This is a genomic window from Rhodococcus sp. MEB041, from assembly GCF_030208955.1.
Classification (GTDB): Bacteria; Actinomycetota; Actinomycetes; order Mycobacteriales; family Mycobacteriaceae; genus Rhodococcoides.
On sequence record NZ_JARVSZ010000008.1, the window covers coordinates 21,667 to 44,555 of the forward strand.

At 64.0% G+C, this 22,889-nt stretch carries 22 protein-coding genes; 2 read left to right on the forward strand and 20 right to left on the reverse strand.

What is annotated here, in order from left to right:
- The 14 genes from QRN16_RS20240 to QRN16_RS20305 all read right to left on the reverse strand — a co-directional run bounded on the left by QRN16_RS20240 (window position 1) and on the right by QRN16_RS20305 (window position 12,910).
- Entirely contained in the window at window positions 1-408 is a 408-nt protein-coding gene (locus QRN16_RS20240) for a nuclear transport factor 2 family protein (protein ID WP_285189490.1), read from the reverse strand.
- The gene (locus QRN16_RS20245; RefSeq protein ID WP_285189491.1) at window positions 408-1,583 is read right to left on the reverse strand and encodes a DUF3500 domain-containing protein; all 1,176 of its coding nucleotides are present in this window, start codon (window positions 1,581-1,583) and stop codon (window positions 408-410) included. The genes QRN16_RS20240 and QRN16_RS20245 overlap by 1 nt, the downstream gene beginning before the upstream one ends.
- 62 nt (window positions 1,584-1,645) lie before the next feature.
- Window positions 1,646-2,512, reverse strand: coding sequence for an alpha/beta hydrolase (locus QRN16_RS20250; protein WP_285189493.1), 867 nt, complete (start codon window positions 2,510-2,512; stop codon window positions 1,646-1,648).
- Complete coding sequence (locus QRN16_RS20255; protein WP_285189494.1) at window positions 2,509-3,636, reverse strand: lipase family protein; 1,128 nt, start codon at window positions 3,634-3,636, stop codon at window positions 2,509-2,511. Before QRN16_RS20255 ends, QRN16_RS20250 begins: the two co-directional genes overlap by 4 nt.
- Before the next feature lie 338 nt (window positions 3,637-3,974).
- On the reverse strand, window positions 3,975-4,634 hold the full coding sequence (locus QRN16_RS20260) for a TetR/AcrR family transcriptional regulator (RefSeq protein ID WP_285189497.1): 660 nt from the start codon (window positions 4,632-4,634) through the stop codon (window positions 3,975-3,977).
- Window positions 4,635-4,683: 49 nt separating this feature from the next.
- Window positions 4,684-6,165 (reverse strand): MFS transporter, encoded by a 1,482-nt coding sequence (locus QRN16_RS20265; RefSeq protein ID WP_285189547.1) that lies wholly within the window; start codon window positions 6,163-6,165, stop codon window positions 4,684-4,686.
- Window positions 6,166-6,308: 143 nt separating this feature from the next.
- Entirely contained in the window at window positions 6,309-7,277 is a 969-nt protein-coding gene (locus QRN16_RS20270) for a zinc-dependent alcohol dehydrogenase family protein (protein ID WP_235578838.1), read from the reverse strand.
- 89 nt (window positions 7,278-7,366) lie between these two features.
- Window positions 7,367-8,305, reverse strand: a complete 939-nt coding sequence (locus QRN16_RS20275) for an SDR family oxidoreductase (protein ID WP_285189499.1) — start codon at window positions 8,303-8,305, stop codon at window positions 7,367-7,369.
- Window positions 8,302-9,516 (reverse strand): thiolase family protein, encoded by a 1,215-nt coding sequence (locus QRN16_RS20280; protein ID WP_056449071.1) that lies wholly within the window; start codon window positions 9,514-9,516, stop codon window positions 8,302-8,304. Before QRN16_RS20280 ends, QRN16_RS20275 begins: the two co-directional genes overlap by 4 nt.
- Window positions 9,513-9,956: a Zn-ribbon domain-containing OB-fold protein gene (locus QRN16_RS20285; protein ID WP_056449068.1), complete on the reverse strand. Its 444-nt coding sequence runs from the start codon at window positions 9,954-9,956 to the stop codon at window positions 9,513-9,515. Before QRN16_RS20285 ends, QRN16_RS20280 begins: the two co-directional genes overlap by 4 nt.
- Before the next feature lie 23 nt (window positions 9,957-9,979).
- A complete protein-coding gene (locus QRN16_RS20290) occupies window positions 9,980-10,744 on the reverse strand; it encodes an enoyl-CoA hydratase/isomerase family protein (RefSeq protein WP_285189503.1) in 765 nt (254 codons plus the stop codon).
- 79 nt (window positions 10,745-10,823) lie between these two features.
- On the reverse strand, window positions 10,824-11,969 hold the full coding sequence (locus QRN16_RS20295) for an acyl-CoA dehydrogenase family protein (protein WP_285189505.1): 1,146 nt from the start codon (window positions 11,967-11,969) through the stop codon (window positions 10,824-10,826).
- Between the two features lie 6 nt (window positions 11,970-11,975).
- Window positions 11,976-12,437, reverse strand: a complete 462-nt coding sequence (locus tag QRN16_RS20300; RefSeq protein ID WP_056449061.1) for a MaoC family dehydratase — start codon at window positions 12,435-12,437, stop codon at window positions 11,976-11,978.
- Window positions 12,434-12,910 carry an FAS1-like dehydratase domain-containing protein gene (locus QRN16_RS20305; RefSeq protein WP_056449058.1) on the reverse strand — a complete coding sequence of 159 codons (477 nt, stop codon included), beginning with the start codon at window positions 12,908-12,910 and terminating at the stop codon, window positions 12,434-12,436. The genes QRN16_RS20300 and QRN16_RS20305 overlap by 4 nt, the downstream gene beginning before the upstream one ends.
- 65 nt (window positions 12,911-12,975) lie before the next feature.
- Here QRN16_RS20305 and QRN16_RS20310 point away from each other — a divergent pair, with 65 nt between their 5' ends.
- Window positions 12,976-14,244: an acyl-CoA dehydrogenase family protein gene (locus QRN16_RS20310; RefSeq protein ID WP_082544710.1), complete on the forward strand. Its 1,269-nt coding sequence runs from the start codon at window positions 12,976-12,978 to the stop codon at window positions 14,242-14,244.
- 79 nt (window positions 14,245-14,323) lie between these two features.
- Here the strand turns inward: QRN16_RS20310 and QRN16_RS20315 are convergent, their stop codons facing one another.
- The 5 genes from QRN16_RS20315 to QRN16_RS20335 all read right to left on the reverse strand — a co-directional run bounded on the left by QRN16_RS20315 (window position 14,324) and on the right by QRN16_RS20335 (window position 20,299).
- A complete protein-coding gene (locus QRN16_RS20315) occupies window positions 14,324-16,729 on the reverse strand; it encodes a CaiB/BaiF CoA transferase family protein (protein ID WP_285189510.1) in 2,406 nt (801 codons plus the stop codon).
- Window positions 16,726-17,508, reverse strand: a complete 783-nt coding sequence (locus QRN16_RS20320) for a crotonase/enoyl-CoA hydratase family protein (RefSeq protein ID WP_285189512.1) — start codon at window positions 17,506-17,508, stop codon at window positions 16,726-16,728. The genes QRN16_RS20315 and QRN16_RS20320 overlap by 4 nt, the downstream gene beginning before the upstream one ends.
- Window positions 17,505-17,945 carry a Zn-ribbon domain-containing OB-fold protein gene (locus QRN16_RS20325; RefSeq protein WP_285189513.1) on the reverse strand — a complete coding sequence of 147 codons (441 nt, stop codon included), beginning with the start codon at window positions 17,943-17,945 and terminating at the stop codon, window positions 17,505-17,507. The genes QRN16_RS20320 and QRN16_RS20325 overlap by 4 nt, the downstream gene beginning before the upstream one ends.
- A 20-nt stretch (window positions 17,946-17,965) precedes the next feature.
- Window positions 17,966-19,093 carry a thiolase family protein gene (locus QRN16_RS20330; RefSeq protein ID WP_285189515.1) on the reverse strand — a complete coding sequence of 376 codons (1,128 nt, stop codon included), beginning with the start codon at window positions 19,091-19,093 and terminating at the stop codon, window positions 17,966-17,968.
- An 87-nt stretch (window positions 19,094-19,180) separates the two neighbouring features.
- Complete coding sequence (locus tag QRN16_RS20335) at window positions 19,181-20,299, reverse strand: acyl-CoA dehydrogenase family protein (RefSeq protein WP_350310222.1); 1,119 nt, start codon at window positions 20,297-20,299, stop codon at window positions 19,181-19,183.
- 269 nt (window positions 20,300-20,568) lie between these two features.
- On the opposite strand from QRN16_RS20335, the gene QRN16_RS20340 reads away from it, so the two are divergent.
- Window positions 20,569-21,285 (forward strand): TetR/AcrR family transcriptional regulator, encoded by a 717-nt coding sequence (locus QRN16_RS20340; protein WP_056449036.1) that lies wholly within the window; start codon window positions 20,569-20,571, stop codon window positions 21,283-21,285.
- Between the two features lie 83 nt (window positions 21,286-21,368).
- Here QRN16_RS20340 and QRN16_RS20345 read toward each other — a convergent pair whose 3' ends face one another.
- Entirely contained in the window at window positions 21,369-22,694 is a 1,326-nt protein-coding gene (locus QRN16_RS20345) for an MFS transporter (protein WP_285189517.1), read from the reverse strand.
- Window positions 22,695-22,889: the final 195 nt, after the last annotated feature.

Below are 22,889 nucleotides of genomic sequence, written 5' to 3' on the forward strand. Positions count from 1 at the left end.
TCACCCTTTCGTCCACACCCGGTCGACGACCAATTCTGTGATCGCCCACTCCGCGGAATCCACGACCAGTGTGTATGTTCCGAGTGTGTGTAGGACCGGATCTCCCGAGATGATCCAACGAGTGTAGTGAGCCCGTGCATGCCAGAATCCACCGTGACCCCGGTCGACCCGGAGATTGGTCACGTCGTGGCGGTGGGGAGTCGGTGCCGCCCACAGGTCGGCGAAGAACGACCGCGCGGCCTCGGACGCGTCGTACCCGCCCGAGGGAAACTGCACACGAGCATCCCCCAACAAGTCCACCGCGGAATCGACGTCCTTACCGTCGGCGATCTCGACGTAGGTGTGGAGCAGGTTGGCGATGTGATGGCGAGCAACAGCGCCCGCCACGATATCCGGATCACTGCTCATCACTGGGCGTTCCGCCATTGCGACAGGTAGGAGCGCCCGTAGTCGTTGCCGTGTGGCGTCCGCAGAACGGTGTGGATGTGGAACGGCTTGGGGCTGTCGTAGTCGAGAAAGACTCCGCAGTGGTGATCGAGCTCGGCGATGACGACCGGTGATTGGATCCGATAGTAGAAGACATCACCCGGGTGGTGTCCCCCGATCCAGGAGAACCAGGTTTCAGCGAGACACTCCCGGACCTCGCGCATCCGCGCTGTGCGCGGCCCATCGGGCAGCAGTGCCACGAACTGTTCGACGAGCGCCAGCACGAGTCGCTGAGCCTCCTCCGAGAGTTCGCTGACCCGAACGCCTTCGAAGAGTATTTCTCTATTGTCCTGGAACGCACCGGCGAGGTGCCGTTCGTCGCCCGGATGGACTCGCCCATGGGGCGTCGACGGATCGACCATTCGCTCGTACGTCGTTGCGGACGAACGCTGCTCGGGGGACAGTGCGGCAATCAGCTCGATGGCCGTGTCGATTCGGGGCGTGAACGCTGTCACCCCGGCTCGAGCGCCCTCGTCGATCTCGTTCGGTTCGGCGCCGAAGAACGCGGGGCTGACAACCATGCGACCCGCGACCACGAAACAGTTCACGGCCATGTGGTGGCCGAAGATTTGCCATCCCCATGGCGAGGTCACGTCAGGTGTGCCGTATATGGCCATGTTGTAGCTGAACTCGTTGAGAATGCTCTGCAGGCCCACCAACTCGCCGAGGAACCCGTTGATGAGCATCATGTCGTGGGCGAGTTCGTAGCCTTCCGGGCTCAGCGAGGCCGCCAGTAGAGCCAACGCCCGACGCTGGACGTCCGCGGGTTGGAACTCCAGGCGTACACCGGTATCGAATTGCAGAAACTCGGGGTTGGCCCACGTCTGCCATTCCGGCGCATCCATGGCGTAGGTGGCGGCAGTACGGTCGTCGGGGCCGAGCGCGGCGAGGAAGTCCTCGGCCGCCGAGACCATCGCCGCTACCGGCGCCTCCTCCCCCGGCCGGGCGGGCTCTAGGGGATGGACGTCATCGCGCAACGTACCGTCTTCGGTGATACCTCGGAAATCATCGAGGTACAGCGGTGTCCACCCTGCTACCAGATCACCTGTGAACGTCCCTTCTCCGCGAGAAGCGGCCCGGTAGGTGTAGGGGTCCATCCCTCGGACATCAGCCAGGCGAGGATGATCGTGCGCGAAGAGGTACTGCCGAAATTCTCCACTCATAGATGCGTGGTCATCCACTCGGTGACCGATCGGCGCACGGCGTCGGCGTGCTCGTCGAGCACTTCGAAGTGCGTGTCGGGGTAGGTGATGATGTCGACGTCCGGAATCGCTCGGACAGCCTTTCTGACCATCGACGCCGGTGTGATCGAGTCGGCCTCGGCAACGATCACACGGAGGGGAACACGGATGCCGCGCACCTTCTTCGCCACCGACCACCTCGCCATGTTCCACAACGAACCGACTGTGACTTCGTTCCGGAACAACGGAGCCTCGCTCGCCAGGTTCTCGACCCACTCCTGTGCGCCGTCGGTGGTCATGGCCGCGAGGACGCCGGGTTCTCCGGCGGCCGGAATCATCTGTTGTGGACGACCGAAGGGACGCGTGAGCAGATGGCGAACGACGGCCAGGATGATGCGGGGTTCGATCGACGGCCGAAGGCGGATGAAGGGAATGATGGCCACGACTGCCCGGACACGTGGATCGTCGGCAGCCGTGGCGAGGGCATGACTGCCGGCGAGGCTGGGGCCCCACACACCCATCCGATCGCCATCGACGGCGGGGTGGTTCTCCATCGCTGTCAACGCTGCTCGATAGCTTCGGGCTTGTTGCGGCGGGTCCACGTGCTGCCGTGGTTCTCCCTGACTGGCACCGAAGTTGGGGAAATCCCAGATGAACCCGGCGATGCCCTCGGAGGCCAGGGCGCGGGAGAAGCTGGGTAACAACATCTCTTTGACGCCGCCGAAGCCGGATGCCCCGACAGCCACCGGAAATGGGCCGCCGGTGTTGTCGGGCAAGGTCAGGATGCCCTCGCACGAGAGTCCGTCCACCTCGAAGTCGATCCGCAGTTCGATGGGTGTGGTCATCCGCACGTTCCTTCGTCGGTGGTTCCGCTCAAGCGGTCCACGAGCCAATTCTGGACTTGTCCGATCTGAAAGTTCTGAGGCAGCAGGTGGCCTATGCCGAGACCGGGAAGAACCTCCGGGAGCTGTTGTGGAGCGAATCTGATGTTGCCGCCTGCTGCACACCAGGACGTGTCGAGTTCCGCTGCCTGGTCGAACGGGACGATGTCGTCCGACGTCGCCGAATCGAGCCATACGCTCCCCGAGGGAGCGACCAGACCGAGTCGGTTGTCGCTGAGCACCTCCTCCGCCGCCGGAATGCGGCGGAGGATTGTGAGCAACGGTTCGCCGGTGGTGGTGTATTCGCTGGACCGGTGCAGGGCGTACCGAGCGGATGTCTGAAAGAGGCACTGGCCGGCGACAGTGGCCAACCACTCCTTGCCTGCCTCGTTGGTGTACTGGTCGATGATCGGCCCCAGTTCGGGGTAGACGGCCCGGAATCCGTTCAGCGCGTAGCCGATCGCGCCGCTGAGCACGGAACCGTCGATCCTGCCGAGCGTGTCGGCGAGGTCGGCCGGCACCGACCCGGCGTAGGTGCCTTCGAACGACAGCTCAGGTGCGTACTCTGCCGCCATCTCGGCTGCCGCGGCCGCGGCACCACCGCCCTGGGAGTAGCCCCAGGCGCCGACCGCGCTCTGAGGCGAGGATCCCGTGCCGGGGATCTGCTGAGCAGCGCGGATGGAATCGAGCACCGCAGCCCCCTGTGCGCGCCTGTTGACGTACGGGTGCACGGTTCCAGTCTTGACGCCCAGCCCTTGATAGTCCGTCATGACGGTGTTGATGCCGCGCCGGCCCAACTCGTACGCCAGGCGCAGTTCGTACTGGGCGACGATCGCGCCGGGGGTGGCGGGATCTGCCACGTTCTCGATGAAGCTCGACGGTGCGCACTGGGTTCCCTGGCCCACTGTTCCGGGGGCGAGAGCGACGACAGGACGGTCGCCTCCTCCCGTCCAGGGTGCATCGCTCTCGAAGAACGCTCCACTGGTAGCAATCCGGTCACCACCCGGTGTCGTGCTCCAGTACATGATCCGCGTTGCGTCCAACGGCAGAGCTGTTGCACCGGAACCGATCTGCGCTCCGACGCGCATGGGCTCGGATTTGATCAAATCGCCCGGTGACGCATCCGGGCTGGGCGGCGGCGCATCGTAGAAGTCCACCGGCCCGGGTTGGGCGGTCGCCGTCACCGGCGACAAGAGCGCCCCGGCGGCCACAGCGACGAGCAGACTTGCCGACCACCTGCCGGATCGTCGCCGCAACGTGTGTCGGCGCGCCACCGTTGTGTCACTCGACGCACTCGTTTTCGAAGTCATTGCCCCCCCAGATCGTTCTTCTACATATGTAGAACACCGACAAGTTAGCGGCAACCGACCGAGCGTGTCAATGACGTGAGCCGGTCTCCAAGGGGTCTACGAGTGTTCGTCGGTGCTCACGTCGACAACGAGGATTCGCGCGTGCGTGCGACGACCGCCTCACTGATGGGCGCGACGCCCAGCGGGTGGGACGACGGCCGCAGGCCCGCCAGCAAGATCGCGGCCTGGCGGCGCCAGGCGACCGGCGCCGAGTCGCCGGTGGTTTCGATGATGCCCCGGAGGGACCAGAACACGAGATCGAGATCAGTCGCCACGGCGTCGGAACGAATGGTGCCGTGCAGTCGCGCATCGGCGAGAAGGGCCGCGCTCAGCCTTCGATATTCGTCACGCAGCGCCGAGCTCGCCTCGTCGGTCCAGATCCGGGCGAGGCATCCGCGGTTCTCCGCCTGCACCTCACCCAGTGCGAAGACGAGTTGTTCCAATCCGCCGCCGCCCGAAACCGATCCAGCGTCACGAGCGAGTGACACTGCATTCTCCATGAACTCGTGCACGAGCTCGGCCACGAGTGCGTCCTTGGTGGGAAACCTCCGGTACAGAGTGCCGACTCCGACCCCTGCGGTCCGGGCGACATCCTCCACCCCGGCATCCATGCCACGCTCCGCGAAGACGGTCCGCGCGGCATCGAGAAGACGCCGCCGATTCTCAGCGGCATCTCGACGGAGTGGACGGGGCGCCGACGACGCGGCGTGGCCGTCCGGAAGGGAACCCTCGGTCATACGGTGATCCTCGGTTGTGTGCGCGGATGGGCTGGGCACTGTGACCGACCTACTCGGATTCGTCACCGACCACAGTTCCTCCGGCGACCATAGCCAACTCTCCGTGCCGCAATTGCACCTCGGGCTCTTCCCTGTGCGAACCCACCGTGTGCCGTGCGATACGCGGGATCACGAGTCCGAGAGCGCCGGCGAGCAACATGGCACCGGCCAGCACGAGGAAACCGTTGGTGTAACCCGATTCCGCGGGAGTTCCCGATTCTCCGGCGCCGGCCGCCACGACACTCGCCATGACCGCAGCTCCGATGGAGCCGCCGATGGTGCGAATATTGGCGTTCATACCGCTCGCGACTCCGGTCTGGTCACGCCGAACGGAATTGACGATGATGTTCGACATCGAGGAGAACGCAAGTCCGAATCCGATGCCCGTCAAGGCTGTCGCGCTGTAGATCTCCCATGCATGGTCATGGGCGAGCGCCAGCAGAAGCAGGCCTACGAAGGAGATCCCCGTCCCGACGACGAGTACATTCCTGGAGCCGAATCGTTGCGCCAGACGCCCGGCAACGAGTCCGACGAGGAACATGAGTACGGCGTTCGGCAACAGCATGACGCCTGATTCCGTGACCGACGCGCCGAATCCGTAACCGGCGGACACGGGTGTCTGAAGGAACGCCGGCAGAAATCCCAACATGGCGTACATCGCCACACCGAAAAGCAGAGCGACCATGTTGGTCGCCCACACGGACCTGGACGCCATCATTTTCATGTCGACCAGAGGGTGCGCGCTGCGACGCTCGACGAGGACCCACACGCTACCGAGCACGATCGCCAGACCCAGGAGGCTCAGAATCGGGACGGAACCCCACCCCCGTGACGACGCCTGGCTGACGGCGATCAGCAAAGCGACCAGCCAGCCGGACAACAACGCGGCAGCTCCCCAATTGATGCGGCCGGGCGCCAACTCGTCGCTCTCCGGCACGAGCACCTGCGCTGCGGCGGCGGCGAGGATGACCATGATCATCGGGAACCAGAACAGCCACTCGTAGCCGAAAGTAGAGACGATCGGACCCGCGAGAACGATTCCGAAGCCCGCCCCCATCGCGGACAGCGCTGCGATGAGCCCTACGGCACCGCCAACTTCGGCCGCCGGGTATTCGTCCCTGATGATCCCGAAGGCCAGGGGGAGCACCCCACCGCCGATGCCCTGAACAACCCGACCGATGATCATGACCGCCAGCGACGGCGCCACGGCCGCGAGCAGGGACCCGACCGCCAGTGCGACCAACGCGACGACGAACATCCGCTTCTTGCCCTTCACGTCGCCCAAGCGACCCATGATCGGCGTGAAGATCGACGCGGAGAGCAGATACGCGGTCAACACCCAGGTCACGTTCGACTGCGAGGTGTCGAGAGCTTCGCGAATCGTCGGTAGCGCGGGCATTACCAATGACTGCAGGAGGGCGAACGCCGCAACCCCCACAGCCAGCACGGCGAACGTCGCCCGATAGTGGGTACGCGTCGAACTCGGCATCATCGTCTCCTCGTTGGCTAAGCGGAGTAGCATCTCCGCTTGAACCGTAGCACGAAAGCGGAGTGTTCACTCCGCTACCAGACGAGGTCGACGCTGTCAGGTGATGTGCGCGAACGACGCCGAGGGGTCACCCGGGCCGGCCGACATCATCCCGCCACGTCGATGACGACCTTCCCCACATGCTTTCCGCTCTCGAGGCGGCGGTAGGCCTCCCGGTAGTCGTCGAACGGGTAGATCCGATCGATGACGGGTCTGGTCTCCTCGGTAGCCATCGCGGCGAGAACCGCCTCGAAGTTCAGCCTGGGACCGACCCCGATTCCTGCGATGGTGATCCCGCGTCGCAGGATGTCGATAGGTGGAAGCCCACCACCGAATCCACTCGCGAATCCCACGAGTCCGATCTCCCCACCGACACGAGTGGACGCTGCCGACTTGACTATCGTCGCCTCGCCGGCAATGTCGATGACCTTGTCCACACCCTTCCCATCGGTCAGTTCGAGGATCTCGCGATCCCACTCGGGAGTGGTGCTGTAGTTCACGACCGACTCCGCTCCCAGGCCCCTCAGGATGTCGGCTTTCTCGTCCGACGACGTGATGGCCAGTACTCGCGAACCGAAGATTCGTGCGAGTTGCAGACCGAACAGTGCGACACCACCGGTCCCCTGCACGAGGACGGTATGACCCGGCTGGAGCGGGGTTACCACGTTCATCGCCGACCACGCGGACACCGCGGCGCAGGGCAGTGACGCAGCCTCGACGAAGGACAGGTAATCCGGTAGATGGACGATCGCATTCTCGTGCACCAGGACATGATCGGCCAACATGCCGTCGACAGTCATACCCATGGCACTGGCACGGTGCTCCGGGAGTCTCGGTCCACCGACCCAGTGCACCGCGCAGTTCACCGACACACGATCCCCGACCTTCGCCCGCGTGACGGTGGAACCGACAGCCACCACCTCGCCCGCACCGTCCGAGAGTGGGACGCCGTCGACCTTCAGCGGGCCCGGGTACGTCCCGTCCAGAACCGTCTGGTCGCGGAAATTCAGGGATGCGGCGAACACCCGGATCAGGACGTCCTCGCGTCCGGGAGTCGGTGTGTCTTCCTCGTGCACGACCGGATCTCTACGATCGCCGAGCCGTGCGAGCCTGACTGCTTTCATCTATCGCTTCCTCGTTCTCGGGCGACCACAGGAGGTGCCGACTACGCCGTGTCCACTCGGACAGGTCGAATACCGTCCGTGCCCGAGTTCTCCGGCGCACGGTGAACCAGGTCGGCCATGACATCGTCCAGTTCCGCTGGGTCCCAACGTCGTCCCGCATCGACCGTCGGGCCGGCCTCCCAACCGTTTGCGAGGACGATACGACCGCCGCGAAGCCCGAAGACACGTCCTGTCACTCCCGCCGACCGTGTGCTACCCAACCACACGACGGCAGGGGCGATGTTCGCGGGATCGAAGGGGTCGAAGCCGTCCTCGGACTCGCCCGTCCACCCGGCCGCCTTGAAGACATCCTCGGTCAGCCTGCTCAACGCGGTCGGGTACACCGCATTGGCGGTGACGCCGTACCGGGCCAGTTCCTGACTCGCCACCACGGTCAGCGAGGCGATTCCCGCTTTCGCGGCTGCGTAGTTGGCCTGTCCCACATTCGAATACAGACCGGAGGACGACGCTGTGTTGATGAGTCGGGCGTCGACGGCTTCGCCTGCCTTGCTGCGCTCACGCCAGTGGGCCGCTGCCCACCTAGTCGGTCCGAACGTTCCGCGCAGATGTACGCGTATCACCGAATCCCACTCGTCGATGGACATATTGGCGATCATTCGATCCCTGAGGATCCCCGCGTTGTTGACCAGAACGTCGAGTCGCCCGAATGTGGAGACGGCATCGTCGATCACGTTCTTGGCGCCGTCGAAATCGGCGACGTCGTTTCCGTTGACGATCGCTTCGCCGCCCATCTCGCGAATTTCCGCGACAACTTGCGCAGCCGGTGTGACCGACCCCGAACCCGCGCCGTCACCCCCGGCGCCGAGGTCGTTCACGACCACCTTCGCGCCTTGCCTCGCGAACTCGAGTGCGTACTCCCGGCCGATACCACGGCCCGCGCCCGTGATGACGACTACGCGATCTCGGCAAATTCCATTCATAACCCGCTCCGCTCCAGAATATGAATCGAGCAGGCAGAACCGAGCCCGATCACGTGGGTAAGTCCGATCTTCGCGCCCTCGATCTGTCGATCGCCCGCTTCTCCACGAAGATGCGTTGCCACTTCGAACAGATTGGCAACTCCTGTCGCGCCCAGGGGATGACCTTTCGAGAGCAACCCGCCGGATACGTTGACGGGAATCTCACCGTCTCGCCAGGGCGCCCGACGATCGATGAAATCGCCTGCTCCCCCTCGCTCGCACAGCTCGAGGTTGTCGTAATGAATCAATTCCGCGGTGGCGAAGCAATCGTGCAACTCCACCAGATCGAGATCGCTCGGACCGACGCCTGCGATCTCGTACGCCTGTCTCGCGGCGTTCCGGGTGAGGGTCGAGATATCCGGTTGCACGAGGCCGTCCGGCGACCACGGGTCCGACGTCAGTACAGACGCCGACATCTTGACAGCGCGCTTCTTCGTCTCCATGGGCATGGTCGCCAAGCGCTCCCCCGAGACGATCACCGCCGCCGCCGCGCCATCGCCCGTCGGGCAGCACATCAGCGTCGTGTTCGGGTATCCGATCATTTCCGCATTGACGATCTGCTCGAACGAGAATGCCTTCCGATACTGCGCGAGTGGATTCAGCGTCGAGTGCTGATGATTCTTCTCGGCTACCCGGGCGAACTGCTCGAAACCCACACCGTCGTTCTCGGATGCGTACCGCATTCCTGCCTGAGCGAAGATGCCCGGCATCATGGACGTGCCGAGGATCCCTTCGGTCGGCACCACGTGACCGTCGTGCCCGGTGGGAGTGAAGCGCTCCGGCACCTCCGGTGCGCCGGCGGCGCCCAGCAGACCCATCTTTCCCATCTGCTCGCATCCGACGGCGAGGCCCATGGTGGCTTCGCCGGCTTTGATCGCCTGCACCACGACACGAACCGCGGTGGCTCCCGTGGCGCACGCATTGAGAACGTTGAACGCCGGAATTCCGGTCTGGCCGATCAACTTCTGAATGCGCTGTGCTGGATACAGCCTCGCTTGATTCACGCTGCCCGCCGCGAGGACGTCCATGTCCGCGATGGTGACACCGGCGTCGTCGAGCGCATCGAGGGCCGCTTCGGCGCCCAGATCGAAGGCGTCGCGATCCGGATAGCGACCGAAACGGGTCATCGAAACACCGATCAACCACAGGGAGTCCGGGGCAATAGCAGTCATCGTGATTCCTTCGTCGCTGATGGTGCGGTGTCGGTCTTGTTCGGCGCGAACCCGAACGCCATTGCGACGGTTCCCTCGCTGTCTCGGCCCACTTCGTAGATCCGCAGGGTCGTCGACATACCGAGGCGAACGTGATCCGCGTCGGGTGGGCAGTCGATGATGTTCGCCTTCACGGTAGTTCCGTCGCTGAGGTCGACCAACGCGGACACGAAGGGAGTCACGACAGGCGCCGACGCCCTGTGAACGATGGAGAACGATCCGACGGTCCCGTCCTGCGGGAGCCGGCGTTCGACGAACGTGCGAGAACTGCACCGTGAACAAGCGATACGAGTACCCAGGTAACTGGCGCCGCACGACGAACAATCGGTCGCGAGCAGATATGCCTCGTCACCGTCCAACTTCAGATAATTCACGATCGGAACCGCGGCATGCACGTGCATCTCCTTCTGCTCGGGCGGCGACGTCAGGCGCCGTGAAAATCGGGATCACGGCGCTCCGACATCGCGGTCACGCCTTCGGTGAAATCGGCTGTTGCCATCAAGCGCTCCTGCTCGCTGCGCTCCCGCGAGACGGCTGCACGGACATCGTCGACCAGAGTCCTGCGCATGGTTGCCCTGATCGACCGAACCGCCAACGGCGCGGACTGCGCAATCGTGAGTGCTCGGGCGCGAGCGCGTGCCCGGAGCTCATCGGCGGGGACGACGTCGTCGCACAGGCCGATGCTCTTCGCCTCGGCGGCGCCGACCCTGCGGCCCGTGAACAACAAGTCCAGGGCCGTCTGCGAGCCGACGACAGCGGGGAGCGTCGCCGTCATACCGAAGCCGTGGTGGAATCCCAGTCGAGCGAACGAGGCCGTGAATCTCGCATTATCGGCCACAACGCGAAAATCTGCGGCCAGAGCCAATCCGAGCCCTCCCCCGACGGCTGCACCCTGGACGGCTGCGACGATCGGCAACGGCTGCTCGAACAGCGTGATCGCGACGTCGTAGAGATGTGGGCCCTCCGCGGCGCCGGAGCTCGACATCGGCTCCAAACGCGCTCCTGCACAGAAGTTCCGGCCTTCACTGCACAGTACGACCGCCCGACACCCGTCCTCGGCCAACTCGTTCAGTGCCTCGCCGAGCCTCTGGATCAACGCTGTGTCGAAGTAGTTGTCAGGGCCGCGGCGCATCTCGATCGTGGCGACGTGATCCGCTGCCGACTCGACTTCGATATCGCCGTTACCCATGGACCGAACATAGTCGACATGTAAGTCGAATACAATAGCGTCGTGACGCCGACTCACGCCCCGGCTGCATCCGACGTCGCTAGAATCCGAGGTCGCGGCCGATGATCTCCTTCATGATCTCGTTCGACCCTGCCCAGATCTTCGTGACACGGGCGTCCCGCCACGCCCGGGCGACCCGGTACTCGTTCATGTATCCGTAACCACCGTGCAGCTGCAGGCACCGATCTATCACGTCGTTCTGGATTTCTGCCGACCACCATTTCACCTTCGCCGCGTCGACCGCCGACAGTGTCCCCTCGACGTGGGCCATGATGGCCTGGTCCAGAAATGCTTGTGCAGCGTCGATCTTCGTGACCATCTCCGCGAACGTGAACTTGTTGTACTGGAACGATCCGATTGCCTGCCCGAAGGCCTTCCTGATCTTCGCGTACTCGATCGTCTCCTCGAGAATTCGGGATGCGTGCGCGACGTTGGAGACGGCACATCCGAGACGCTCCTGAGGCAAGCGCTCCATCATGTGGATGAACCCCCGATCGACCTCGCCGATCACCGCAGACTGATCCACGAACACGTCGTCGAAGAACAGTTCGGCCGTGTCGGATTCGACCTGTCCCACCTTGTCGAGTTTGCGTCCGCGACTGAAACCGGGCATCGCCGCTTCCACCCCGAACAGCGAAATTCCGCGTGCGCCGCCACCGGGGGAGGTACGTGCCGCGACCACGACGAGATCAGCCGAGTAACCATTGGTGATGAAGGTCTTCGACCCGTTGAGAACCCAACCGTCACCGTCTCGCACGGCGGTGGTCTTCAGCGCTGCAAGATCCGAACCTCCACCGGGCTCGGTCATCCCGATCGCCGTCAACGTCTCCCCCGAGCAGAACCCCGGTAACCACTTGTCCCGCTGCGACGGCGAGGCGAGCTCCGTCAGATACGGAGCGACAACGTCGATGTGAATGCCGAGGCACGACGACAGAGAGGCCGAGACCCGAGCGAACTCCTCGGTGATGACGGCCGTGTACCGGTAATCCTGTGCATCGGATCCGCCGTACTCTTCGGGTACCTGAAGGCCGAGGAAGCCGTGCTTGCCGGCCTCGATCCAGACATCACGCGGAACCGTTCGCTTCTCGACGAGTTCATCGGCACGAGGCACGACGTTCCGCTCGAGGAACGTACGGACCGATTCGCGAAATGCCTCGTGGTCGAGGTCGAAGATGGTGCGACGCATGATTTCTTACTCTCTCGACGATGTGGATTCCGAACATTGCGGTAGTCGGTCGGGTATCGAGTCGAGAACCAGATCGGCCGACCCCTTGTACACGGCGCGGCCGTGCTGGTTACTGGTCACGAGGTCGAGGGTGACGACGTCTCGGTCGCCACGATCCTGCGTTCCCGCCACGGTCGCGGTCATGGTCAGCGAATCTCCCGGCCATACCTTGTCGAGGAATCGGCCTCCGAAACGAAGCACCGGCGCAGTACCGAACAGGGTTCGGAGACCGTGCGCCGTCATGCCCGCCGTCAGCATTCCGTGCGCGAAGACCGACGGGCTCTTGGCGACCTCGACGGCGTACCTCTCGTCCGTGTGCAACGGGTTGTAATCGCCCGAAGCGCCTGCGTACTGGACGATCTGAGTTCTCGTGAGATCGTCGACCAACACGCACCGGTACTGACGGCCGATGATTGCAGCGTCGATCATCGGAGTTCTCCCTTCTCCTTCACGATGACGCTGACACTGCGCATCGTGAGCACGGGCTCTCCGGAGGAATCCACGACATGCGTCAGCGTCTCGAAGAATTCGAGTTCTCCCCCCTTCGAGCTGGTCTTCGTCCACCTCGCCCCGGGAGACCGGGTAGACGTCAGCTCGTCCCCGACACGTATCGGTCGGTGGTACTCGAAGTGCTGCTCGGCGTGCAATCGCGTTCCCTCCACTGCGGTGGGTCGCGGCGTCCCGGCCTCGCGGCCCGAGCCGAACCACGGACGGGCGCTGGTGGGCCGTAACTCGTTATCCGGGTCGAACTGCGCCGCCGCGACCGGGAACGTCACCGGCACGGATTCGTCGCCAGGCTCGGGCAACGACGCGTCCAGCTCCCCCAGCGCTCGCGCGAACATCATCACGTGAGACGGATCGACGCGCATCGTCACGACATGTTCTTCACCGATCTGCGACATGAGTGCCGACTGTACAGTCGGAATCCACACTCGACAAGAGTGTCGAATAGCCTTAAAGTGCCCCTATGACCATTACTTCTGCGATCGACGCGCCGCCGGCAACCGCCGTGGAGTTGCGCGAGCAAGTTCAGCGATGGGTCGCCGAGAACTGGGATCCGGACCGAAGCCTCGTGCAGTGGAGGACCCTGCTTCTCGACGCGGGCTGGGCCGTACCCGCCTGGCCGCGGAACTGGCATGGACGCGGGTGGCCGGAGTGGACGGACCCTGCCGTCGCGGAGGCGATTCTTGCCGCCGGCGCCGTGGGGACTCCGGTCGGAAACGGCACCATTCTCGCCGGACCCACAATCCTGACCCACGGGAGCGACGTCGTCCGCGAGCGCTTCCTGCGTCCGATCCTCACCGGACAGGAGTCCTGGTGCCAACTGTTCAGTGAGCCCGGTGCCGGCTCCGACCTGGCCGGTCTCACCACGCGAGCGGTTCTCGACGGCGACGAGTGGGTTGTCAACGGTCAGAAGCTGTGGAATACGAGTGCGCACCACGCCGACTTCGGCATTCTGGTGGCGCGGACCAACTGGGACGCGCCGAAGCACCGTGGACTCACCTACTTCGCAATTCCCATGAATCAGCCCGGTGTCGAGGTTCGTCCACTTCGGCAGATGAACGATTACAGCTCGTTCAACGAGGTCTTCTTCACCGACGCCCGGATTCCCAAGGAATATGTGATCGGCGAGGTGGACGACGGCTGGTCCGTCGCCCTGACCACGCTTGCGTTCGAGCGACGCGCGGGGACTCTGGTTCGACCGGACTACTCCACCGCGCCCGGCCGAGCACTCGACGAGGCGAGGCACGAGGCCGAGCACTACTTCGAGACATACCGGTGGTATCCCCAGCGCCTCGGTCGAGTCGACCTGGTCGTCGAGCGGGCCATCGCAACGGGTCGAGCCCAGGATCCTGTCGTTCGGCAGGAGATTGCACGGCTGCTCACCACACAGCGAACAACCAGATGGACCGCTGACCGGGCACGCGCCGCTCAGCAACTCGGCCGGCCCCCGGGCGCCGAGGGCTCACTCGGCAAACTGGCGCTCAGCAAGCTGGCCAAGCAAGCAAGCAAGGTTCACACCCTCATCGAGCAGGCCGACGGCATGCTCGCCGGTTCCGACGCACCGCTCGACGGCATCATCGCCGAGGTGCTACTGTCCGTTCCTGCACAATCCATCGCCGGCGGCACCGACGAGATCCAGAAGAACATCATCGGCGAGAAGGTTCTCGGACTTCCACGTGAACCGGTCGTGGGCAAGAATCTGCCGTTCCGCGAGGTACCGCGAAGCAGCTGAAGGTCTCTATACATGGCTCTGGCCCCGTCATCGACGGGGCCAGAGTTGCCTGCGTTCAGTGCAACGCAGGCTCGAACAGCTAGGCCGATACCGGCGTCGGTGACTCCTCGAGTACCCCTGCGTCGATTGCGGATTCGATCTGATCGTCGGTCATGCCGAGCAACTCGGCGGCGATGTCGCGCGTGTGCTCACCGTGCAAGGGAGCAGGATCCAGGACAGGGTCTGCCATCCGCGTTGAAGGACACAAGCCGTTCTCCATGAGGATCGGACGTCGGACCAAGGGGTGCGTCACGGTTCTGAAGAAACCGCGCGCCTGCAGATGCTGGTCCGATCCGAACTCGCCGACGTGCCTCATAGCGCCTGCTGGAACGCCCACTCCCTGCAGCGCTCGGGCGACCTCGGCGGGATCGCGAGTACTGGTCCACGAAGTCACAGCCCTGTCGATCTCGCCACGATCGGCGATCCGCCCCGCGACAGTGGCGAACGCCGAATTCGACAGGGTCGGGACGTCGACAACCTCGAGCATTCTCGACCAGTCGTCGTCGTCGCGGACGTTGATCACGCACCATGCGTCGTCGCCGGCGCACCGGTACACACCGGACGGCGCTTGACTGGGGATCGAGTTTCCCTGTGGAACAGCTGTTCCGGGCTCGATCGACTCTCCGAGGAAGAGATCGGACATCGCCACGAGGATTGCTTCCGCTTGAGACGCCTCGACGAGTGCGCCGACTCCGTGGTGCCTACGCGAGATGAGACACGCCAGTACGGCGATGTCGACCACCCTTGCTTCCAGATGGTCCGGGTAGACGGTGGCCGAATCCCCGAACCGGCCATCGTCGCCCGCATCGCGCCACAGACTTGTCAGGCCCGACACCCCGCGAACCAGCGGGCCGTACCCCATCCAGTTGCTCCACGGCCCGGTTGCTCCCATCGCACTACTCGTAGCAACCACAACTCTCGGATTCATCTCACGAAGGGCACTCGGACCGATCCCCAGCTTGTCGAGAGTTCCGGGCTTGAAGTTCGACAGCACGACATCGGCCTGCTCGACCAACTGCCGAAAGATTGTTCTGCCGTTGTCACTTCGCAAATCGACGCCGAAACTGCGTTTGCCCCGTTGCGCGATGGCGAAGCGTCGAGTCATCGGACGTTGCAGCACGGCTCGTGAACCATCCGGGTACGCCCGATTCTCGACCTTGATCACGTCGGCACCCTGATCGGCGAACAGTCGACCCGATTCCGCACCCATGACGATGACGCCGAGATCGAGCACACGAATTCCCTGCAGGGGAAGTCTGCGTTCCGCGGGTACGGGTGACGGAGACGGAGTACCCGTGGGATACGGAACGATGGTGTCGAGCAGATGTTGATGCTCACCCAACTCGGGTGCTCTCCGCCGAATTCCGGCCCGCTCTCCGTCCAGTTCGACGAGACCGGACGGAATCTTGCCCACGACTCCGGGTGCGACTTCGAGGTCGACGAATGCACCTCGCTCGACGAAGTGTTCGCTGTCGAGTACCGCGTCGGGGGTCAGGACGGGCGCGATCGGCACGCCTCGTCGCTGGCCCTCCACTACGAGTTCCATGGACGTGCGCTCGGCGAACAGTTCTGCGATGTACGGATTGACCAGATCGGCCTCGGCGTATCGCCTGTGCGCCAGCTCGAGCTCCGGATCGGCCAGGGCCTCCGGCTCACCCAACCACTGTCGAATGGCGCGCCATTGGCGGGCGGCCAGCACGACGATGCGCACGTGCCCGTCACGACAGGGAAAAATCGGGTACGGCTGGAATGCGGAACGATCCTGACTGGTCTCTCCGTCACCCGTCGCAGCCGCCGCAGTCCCGATCGAACCGAACGGGGGGTCGAGCACCTGCGCAACGGCATCGGAGATCGAGAAGTCCAGGTAGTCCCCCGCGCCCGACTCGAGGCGGTTCCAGTACGCCATTAGCGTGGCCCATGCGGCTTGGATCGACGCCGACTCGTAGGCCAGAGCGCCGGGGGGCATCATGGGCGCCGCGTCGGGCGATCCGGAACGACTCAATATTCCCGCTACGGCCATCTGCACCCAATCGGTGGCCACCTCGTCCCTGCGTGGGCCGGTCTGCCCGAAGTCGGTGATCGACACCACCACGAGCTGGGGGAAACGACGCTGTACGTCGATCGGATCGAGGCCGATCACGGATAGAGTTCCTGGAGCCGAGGTTTCGATCCAGATGTCGGCGGTGGCCAGCAACCCCAGGAAAGTGGCGCGCCCGTTCTCGTCGTCCAGGTCGATGACGACGCTCGACTTGTTCGCGTTGTGCGTGGCGAAGTATGTGCTGACGCCTCTGCAAATCGGTTCGCAGGTGCGGCTCGACGCACCCCCGGGGGGTTCGACAAGGATCACCTCGGCGCCGAGGTCGGCCAGGTAGCGACCACACATTTCGCCCTTGCCATCGGACGTGTCCACTACTAGAAGTCCCGCCAGCGGCTTGTTCCCGGTCATTTCCCAGTCCAGTTCGGTTGGCGCTTCTCCGCGAAAGCGCGTGGTCCTTCGGTTGCGTCCTGGCTCCGGAACACCTCTCGGCGAAGGGAGTCGAACTCCTCGAGCGCATCGGACTCGCCGATCGAACTCGACCGACGCGCAACGGCCTTGGAGTAACGGACAGCCAACGGCGCGCCCTTGCATATGACGTCCGCGAGCTCGAGTGCACCACCGAGAGCCCCGCCGTCGGGAGTGACGCGATTGACGAGCCCCAGATCGAAGGCTCGCCGCGCGGTGATGGGCTCCCCGGTCAGGATCATCTCCAGGGCAACTGCCGGAGGAATTCTGTGCGAGAGCTTCTCCACACCGCCCGCGGCGGCCACGATCCCCCGTCTGACCTCCGGCAACCCGAACGATGCACGTTCGTCCGCCACGACCAGGTCGCATGCCAAGCAGATTTCGGTGCCACCACCGAGCGCGAATCCGTTCACGGCTGCAATCACCGGTTTGTGGAACGTCCGCGACGTGAAACCGGCCAACCCGCCGAGCTCGGGAACGACGGGTCGACCCTCCTTCATGGACTTCAGGTCGGCGCCCGCGCAGAATGCCTTGTCACCAGCACCTGTCACCACCAACACGCGAACACGATCGTCTTCTTCGAATGTGTCTATCGCGCCGGCCATCTCGACGGTGACTGCTCGACTGATCGCATTTCTCGCTGCAGGTCGGTTGATCGTGAGTAGCCCTACCGAGCCGCGCCGCTCGGCCAGAACCAGCTGGTCCGCGTGGTCGACTGTCATCGTGGTTGCTCGCTTTCGGGGTGCTTGACGGTCGGTGCGAAGACAGGCACCGGTTCACCGGTGCCCAGCGTCAGGAATTCGACGTGCATGTCCATGCCATCGCTCAGCGATGCGGGGTGAACGCCGGGCAACGCGGTATACATCCAGGGACCTTCGGACAGTTCCACGATGCCGATCACCGGCGGTCCCCCGTCACTACTGGACAATTCGGTGCTGATCGCCGGCGAATGATCCACTGCCCACGTCACGAGCGTGGCTGTACCCCGCGCGGCATGCCACTCCAGTTCGCTGCCGTCACGGCAACGTCTGACGTGCGGGGCGTAGAAGTGGTCGCACGTCGGGCACACCCGAATCAGGAGCGTTCCGCTCCGTGCGGCATCGAAGAAGGGCGCTGACGCGGCGTTGCGTTCGATGGTGTACTGCTGCGCCGCCGTCATTTTCGAGATCGACCTCTCGCTCATCGTGACTGCGCTCCCAGGACAAGGGTGCTGTGGTGATCGAGGATCCCGCCGTTGCCACTCACGATGGCGGTCTCGTGCCGTGGGACCTGACGGGCACCGCCCTGGCCGCGGATCTGGATGATCGCTTCGGACAGCGGAGTCATCCCCCACAGGTAGAAGCTGGACAACTGTCCGCCTCCCGTGTTGGTCGGCAACGCGCCTCCCGGTGCCAGAGCACCGCTGGCCGCGAGCGCGCCGCCCTCGCCCTTGTCGCAGAATCCGTAATCTTCCAAGGTGACCAGGACCGTGTACGTGTAGCAGTCGTAGATCTGCCGGACGTCGATATCGGCAGGGGTCATGCCGGCCATCTTCAGAGCTGTGGGCCCCGCTGCGGCGGCGCCCGTCGTCAAACCCCAGTCCGATCCGCGTTCCATCAGGTAACCCGGGTGGCTCTGTGCCCAGCCTCGTACATGAACCGGAGGTTGGGCCAGATCCCGTGCGCGTTCTTCCGTGGTCACGACGACGGCCACACCGCCGTTGGACACCATGCAGCAATCGAGTAGATGTAGCGGCTCCACGACCCACCGTGATGCTTGGTGGTCGGCCATAGTGATGGGCGCCTGGAACCTGGCGCGTGGATTCGACGCTGCCCACGCGCGTTGCCCGACGGCGATCGCGCCCAACTGCTCGCTCGTCGTGCCGTACCGGTTCATGTGCCTGCGCGCGGCAAGCGCGTAGCCGCCGTTCGGATTCCGGGGTCCTGCCACGGTGGACAACCCGCGGAAACCGGTACCGACCGCGCCGGCCGACGGGCGGTACGCATCACGCGCGCGCTTCGATGCGGTCAAGGGAGCATCGGCGTGGACACACACCACGGTGGTGGCAAGGCCACCGGCAATTGCCAAGGCCGCCAACTGGATCTGCGCGTTCGCGGTCGACCCTGCCTGCGAGATCTGGGTGAGCAGTCCGAGGTCGCGAAGGCCCAGTCTGCTTGCCAGCTTCACGTCGACTCCACCGGACTTGCCACTCGAGGTCACGAGTCCGTCGACGTCGTCGAGGGTGAGTCCGGCGTCGCCCAGAGCGAGATGAACTGCCTCCGTGGCGAAATCTGCGGCCGATCGGCCGTCGACCGCATTGTCGGTCATCCCGAGCCCGACGATCGTACCGAGAGACCCTCCACCGGCAGTCCAGCTCATGTCGCCCTCACCTTTCTCCTCGCGCGAATCCTCATGTCAGAGTCCGATGCGGTCGGCGAAGATCTCACGCCAATGTGTGGGATCGCCGAACAGGAGCTCCGAGGACTTCGCACGTCTGAAATACAGGTGGGCCGGGTGTTCCCACGTGAATCCGATACCTCCGTGAATCTGGATGTTGTCGGTCGCCGCGTCGAGATACGTCTCCGAGCAGTACGCCTTGGAGAGCGCTGCAACCTCGGCGAACTCGTCGCCACCCTCGACGCTGCACCACGCACCCTGGTAGGCAGCGGATCTCGCCGATTCGACTTCCAACAACATGTCCGCGCACCTGTGTTTGATCGCCTGGAAACTTCCGATCGGCCTGCCGTACTGAATGCGCTCCTTCGCGTACCGAACTGCCATCTCCAGAACGTGCTGAGCTCCGCCCACCTGTTCGGCCGCCAGTCCGACGACCGCCAGGTCGAGCACCTTGTCCAGAACGGGCTGACCTTGCCCCTCGGTGCCGATCAATGTCGCGGGCGTCTCGCAGAACTCGAGGCGCGCCTGCTTGCGGGTGGGGTCCAGCGTGGTCAGCAACGTTCTGGTCGTTCCGGGCGCATCCCCCGGCACAGCGAAGAGCGACACGCCCGACGTGGACCGAGCGGCAACGAGTATCAGGTCGGCCGTGTGACCGTCTGTCACGAAGGAGCTGATTCCTGTGATGGACCAGCCGGTCTCCGACTCACAGGCAGTTGCCGAAATTCCGTTCGCGTCCCACCGCCCGCGATCGTCTGTGAATGCGAGTGTCGCGATCGTCTCACCGGACGCGATGCCGGGAAGGTAGGAGCCCTTTGCATCCTCGTCGCCACTGAGCATCACCGCGTTCGCCGCAAGGACGACGGTCGAGAAGTAGGGGGCACAGACCAACGCCTTGCCCATTTCCTCGAGCACGAGAGATATCTCGAGGTGAGAGAATCCTGAACCTCCGTACTGCTCGGGGATTCCGAGACCTTGGAGGCCGAGGCCTTCCCCCATCTCGCGCCACAACGCCGCGTCGTAGCCGTCGGATGTCTCCATGAGTCGCCGCACCTCGGATTCCGGTGACCTGCTCCCGAAGAAGTCCGCGAGCACGGATCTGAACTCTTCTTGCTCTGCGGTGAAGATCAAGTTCGGCACCGGCCCACATCCCTTCGTCGAAAGCCGATCGAGATGACCGGCGTGCATTCTCGGCGGACCCGTGGGCAACGGCGCCGAGGCGATGATCACAGATTAGCCTCATTCGACATCATTGTCGATACTCCACGAGGCTTTGCGCGACGACACCGATGTGCCGTCATCGACGAGGACATGACGTGCGGGTCCACTAAGCTCTCGAGGTGTAGCGGGACCTCTGCTCGACAAGAGTGACAGCCGCACACCGCTCGTCTCGCTCGACGAAGGAGGAAATGGTGCCTCGTTCCACGACGCCCTCGGCCGGCCGCGGAAAGAAATCCGGTCCGCTGACACGCGGTGGATGGACACCCGTCGGTACAGCCGCGGAACGCCGCGCCAACCACGCATCCAAGGGAACAGCTCGGGGAGAACGCACGAGGCGTGGCCTACTCGATGCCGCTCGACGAGTCTTCGAGAACATCGGGTACATCGATGCCGGGGTCGAAGACATCGTGAAGGAAGCAGGAGTTGCGCGGGGAAGCTTCTACACATACTTCGAGGACAAACTGGAAGTGTTTCGCATCCTGTCCGCCGAGGTGAACCAAGCAGTCCTGGAAGCCGCGACTGCGGAGCCGACCAAGTCTCTCGGTCCGATCGCCCGTCTGCACGAATCGAACCTCAGATACATCGCGACCTACGAGCAGCACGCCGCCATGTACGGACTGGTCGAGCAGGTCGCGACCATCGACCCCGAGGTGCACACGGACCGAACGAGGAGGAGACGCGACCACGTGGCGCGCGTGGCGGACACGATCCGGCGATGGCAACATCGCGGGATAGCCGATACCACGATCGACGCGGAGACGACTGCCGGTCTGCTCGTCTCGATGACCTCGAATTTCAACTACTGGTGGTTCGTCGGCAATGAGTCACACGATCATGACGAAGCAGCGACAGCGCTCACAGATGCGTGGGTTCGCACCATCGGCCTGAGCAGGGACAAGGGCTGAGTCGTCCCACTCAGTGCTACGACGTCGACTGCGGGACAACGAGTTTCGTTCTCGTTGTCCCGCAGTCGCAACGCACCCGTCCGTCAGTGAATCACGTCGGACTTGTCCCGCGGAGCACTCGACGTCGACACCGGGGTCCGGCGGCCGGCAGCTGTATGGCCGTTGGTGCGCAACAGTACTGCCACCGACAGCAGTGACACCAGACTCATGGCGACCAGGTACCACCCGACCGCGTATGCACCGAATTCGGACGTCAGAGTGGTCGCGATCAGGGGCGCCAGACCACTGCCGACGATGAGCCCGATCGTGTAGCCGATCGAGATGCCGGCGTACCGGACCTCCGGGGGGAAGCACTCGGCGAGAAAGACACCCATGACACCCATGTTCATCGCCAACGGGATACACAGGACGACGCAGCCCACCAACGCGAGCCAGGCGTTGCCACTACCCACCAGCCACAGCCAGGGGAAAGCCCATAGGGCGAGTCCGGCCATCCCGGCAACGATGCACTTCGGCCTCCCGATGCGATCGGAGAGCCTGCCGGCGGCGACCATGAATGCGAAGCAGAAAATCATCGTCACCATGACGATCTCGAGCATCGTCTGCCGACTGAACCCGACTGTGCCCGTGCCGTACGACAGACCGAACACGGCCAACACGTAGAACGAGACACCCGCACTCAGGCTGATGCCGGCAATGAGCAGACTCCGCAGCGGGTACTGACGAACGATGGTCAGCGCCGGTGACCGATCCTGTCGGCCGGCCGACTTCACCTCGGCGAACGCGGGGCTCTCCTCGATGGTTCGCCGGAGATAGAAGCCGAGGAAGATCAGAACGGCGCTCAGGATGAACGGGATACGCCATCCCCAGGAAAGCAGAGCCTCTTCCGGCAACGCGGTGATCGGAAGGAACACGAGGGTTGCGAGCACGAGTGCCAACGGACCACCAGCAGTGGTGAAACTGCCGAAGAACCCACGTCGTTCGACCGGGCTGTGTTCCATCGTCAGGACGACGGCGCCTCCGTACTCGCCGCCGAGGGCGAAACCCTGCACTGCGCGCAGGAGGACCAGAAGGATCGGTGCGGCGACGCCGATGGTTGCGAATGTCGGCAGCACTCCGATGAGGACCGTGGCCACACCCATCATGGTCAGCGTCAGAATCAGCATGGGACGGCGACCCACCTTGTCACCGAAGTGCCCGATCACGATGCCGCCCAACGGCCGGAAGAAGAATGCCACCGCGAAGGTGGACAGCGATGCCAACGTGCCACCGAATTCTCCGAGACCGGGGAAGAACACCTTGTTGAAGACAAGAGCTGCTGCTGTCGCGTACACGAAGAAGTCGTAGTACTCGATTGTCGTGCCGATGAGGCTGGCCCCCGCCGCAAGCCGAGGTTGCATTTTTGGCATGCGAACATCCTTCCGTGGAATGGACCGACCTCGGGCTCGAGGAACGTCCGACGATGTGATGTGTTTCACTTACCGGAGGAACGTACCCGACATGCATGTCGATTGCAATGCTTGATTCCGAGCGCTCGCGGCAGCCGATACGCCGGCAAAGAAATTCGAAATTACTGTCCGACACGAAACTTCGGGCGACCTCGC

Coding starts and splice junctions, on each gene's coding strand:
- QRN16_RS20240 (WP_285189490.1), bottom strand. CDS start 408: ATGAGCAGTGATCCGGATATCGTGGCGGGCGCTGTTGCTCGCCATCAC.
- QRN16_RS20245 (WP_285189491.1), bottom strand. CDS start 1,583: ATGGACCCCTACACCTACCGGGCCGCTTCTCGCGGAGAAGGGACGTTC.
- QRN16_RS20250 (WP_285189493.1), bottom strand. CDS start 2,512: ATGACCACACCCATCGAACTGCGGATCGACTTCGAGGTGGACGGACTC.
- QRN16_RS20255 (WP_285189494.1), bottom strand. CDS start 3,636: ATGCGCGTCGGAGCGCAGATCGGTTCCGGTGCAACAGCTCTGCCGTTG.
- QRN16_RS20260 (WP_285189497.1), bottom strand. CDS start 4,634: ATGACCGAGGGTTCCCTTCCGGACGGCCACGCCGCGTCGTCGGCGCCC.
- QRN16_RS20265 (WP_285189547.1), bottom strand. CDS start 6,165: ATGATGCCGAGTTCGACGCGTACCCACTATCGGGCGACGTTCGCCGTG.
- QRN16_RS20275 (WP_285189499.1), bottom strand. CDS start 8,305: ATGAATGGAATTTGCCGAGATCGCGTAGTCGTCATCACGGGCGCGGGC.
- QRN16_RS20280 (WP_056449071.1), bottom strand. CDS start 9,516: ATGACTGCTATTGCCCCGGACTCCCTGTGGTTGATCGGTGTTTCGATG.
- QRN16_RS20285 (WP_056449068.1), bottom strand. CDS start 9,956: ATGCACGTGCATGCCGCGGTTCCGATCGTGAATTATCTGAAGTTGGAC.
- QRN16_RS20290 (WP_285189503.1), bottom strand. CDS start 10,744: ATGGGTAACGGCGATATCGAAGTCGAGTCGGCAGCGGATCACGTCGCC.
- QRN16_RS20295 (WP_285189505.1), bottom strand. CDS start 11,969: ATGCGTCGCACCATCTTCGACCTCGACCACGAGGCATTTCGCGAATCG.
- QRN16_RS20300 (WP_056449061.1), bottom strand. CDS start 12,437: ATGATCGACGCTGCAATCATCGGCCGTCAGTACCGGTGCGTGTTGGTC.
- QRN16_RS20305 (WP_056449058.1), bottom strand. CDS start 12,910: ATGTCGCAGATCGGTGAAGAACATGTCGTGACGATGCGCGTCGATCCG.
- QRN16_RS20310 (WP_082544710.1), top strand. CDS start 12,976: ATGACCATTACTTCTGCGATCGACGCGCCGCCGGCAACCGCCGTGGAG.
- QRN16_RS20315 (WP_285189510.1), bottom strand. CDS start 16,729: ATGACCGGGAACAAGCCGCTGGCGGGACTTCTAGTAGTGGACACGTCC.
- QRN16_RS20320 (WP_285189512.1), bottom strand. CDS start 17,508: ATGACAGTCGACCACGCGGACCAGCTGGTTCTGGCCGAGCGGCGCGGC.
- QRN16_RS20325 (WP_285189513.1), bottom strand. CDS start 17,945: ATGACGGCGGCGCAGCAGTACACCATCGAACGCAACGCCGCGTCAGCG.
- QRN16_RS20330 (WP_285189515.1), bottom strand. CDS start 19,093: ATGACCGACAATGCGGTCGACGGCCGATCGGCCGCAGATTTCGCCACG.
- QRN16_RS20340 (WP_056449036.1), top strand. CDS start 20,569: ATGGTGCCTCGTTCCACGACGCCCTCGGCCGGCCGCGGAAAGAAATCC.
- QRN16_RS20345 (WP_285189517.1), bottom strand. CDS start 22,694: ATGCCAAAAATGCAACCTCGGCTTGCGGCGGGGGCCAGCCTCATCGGC.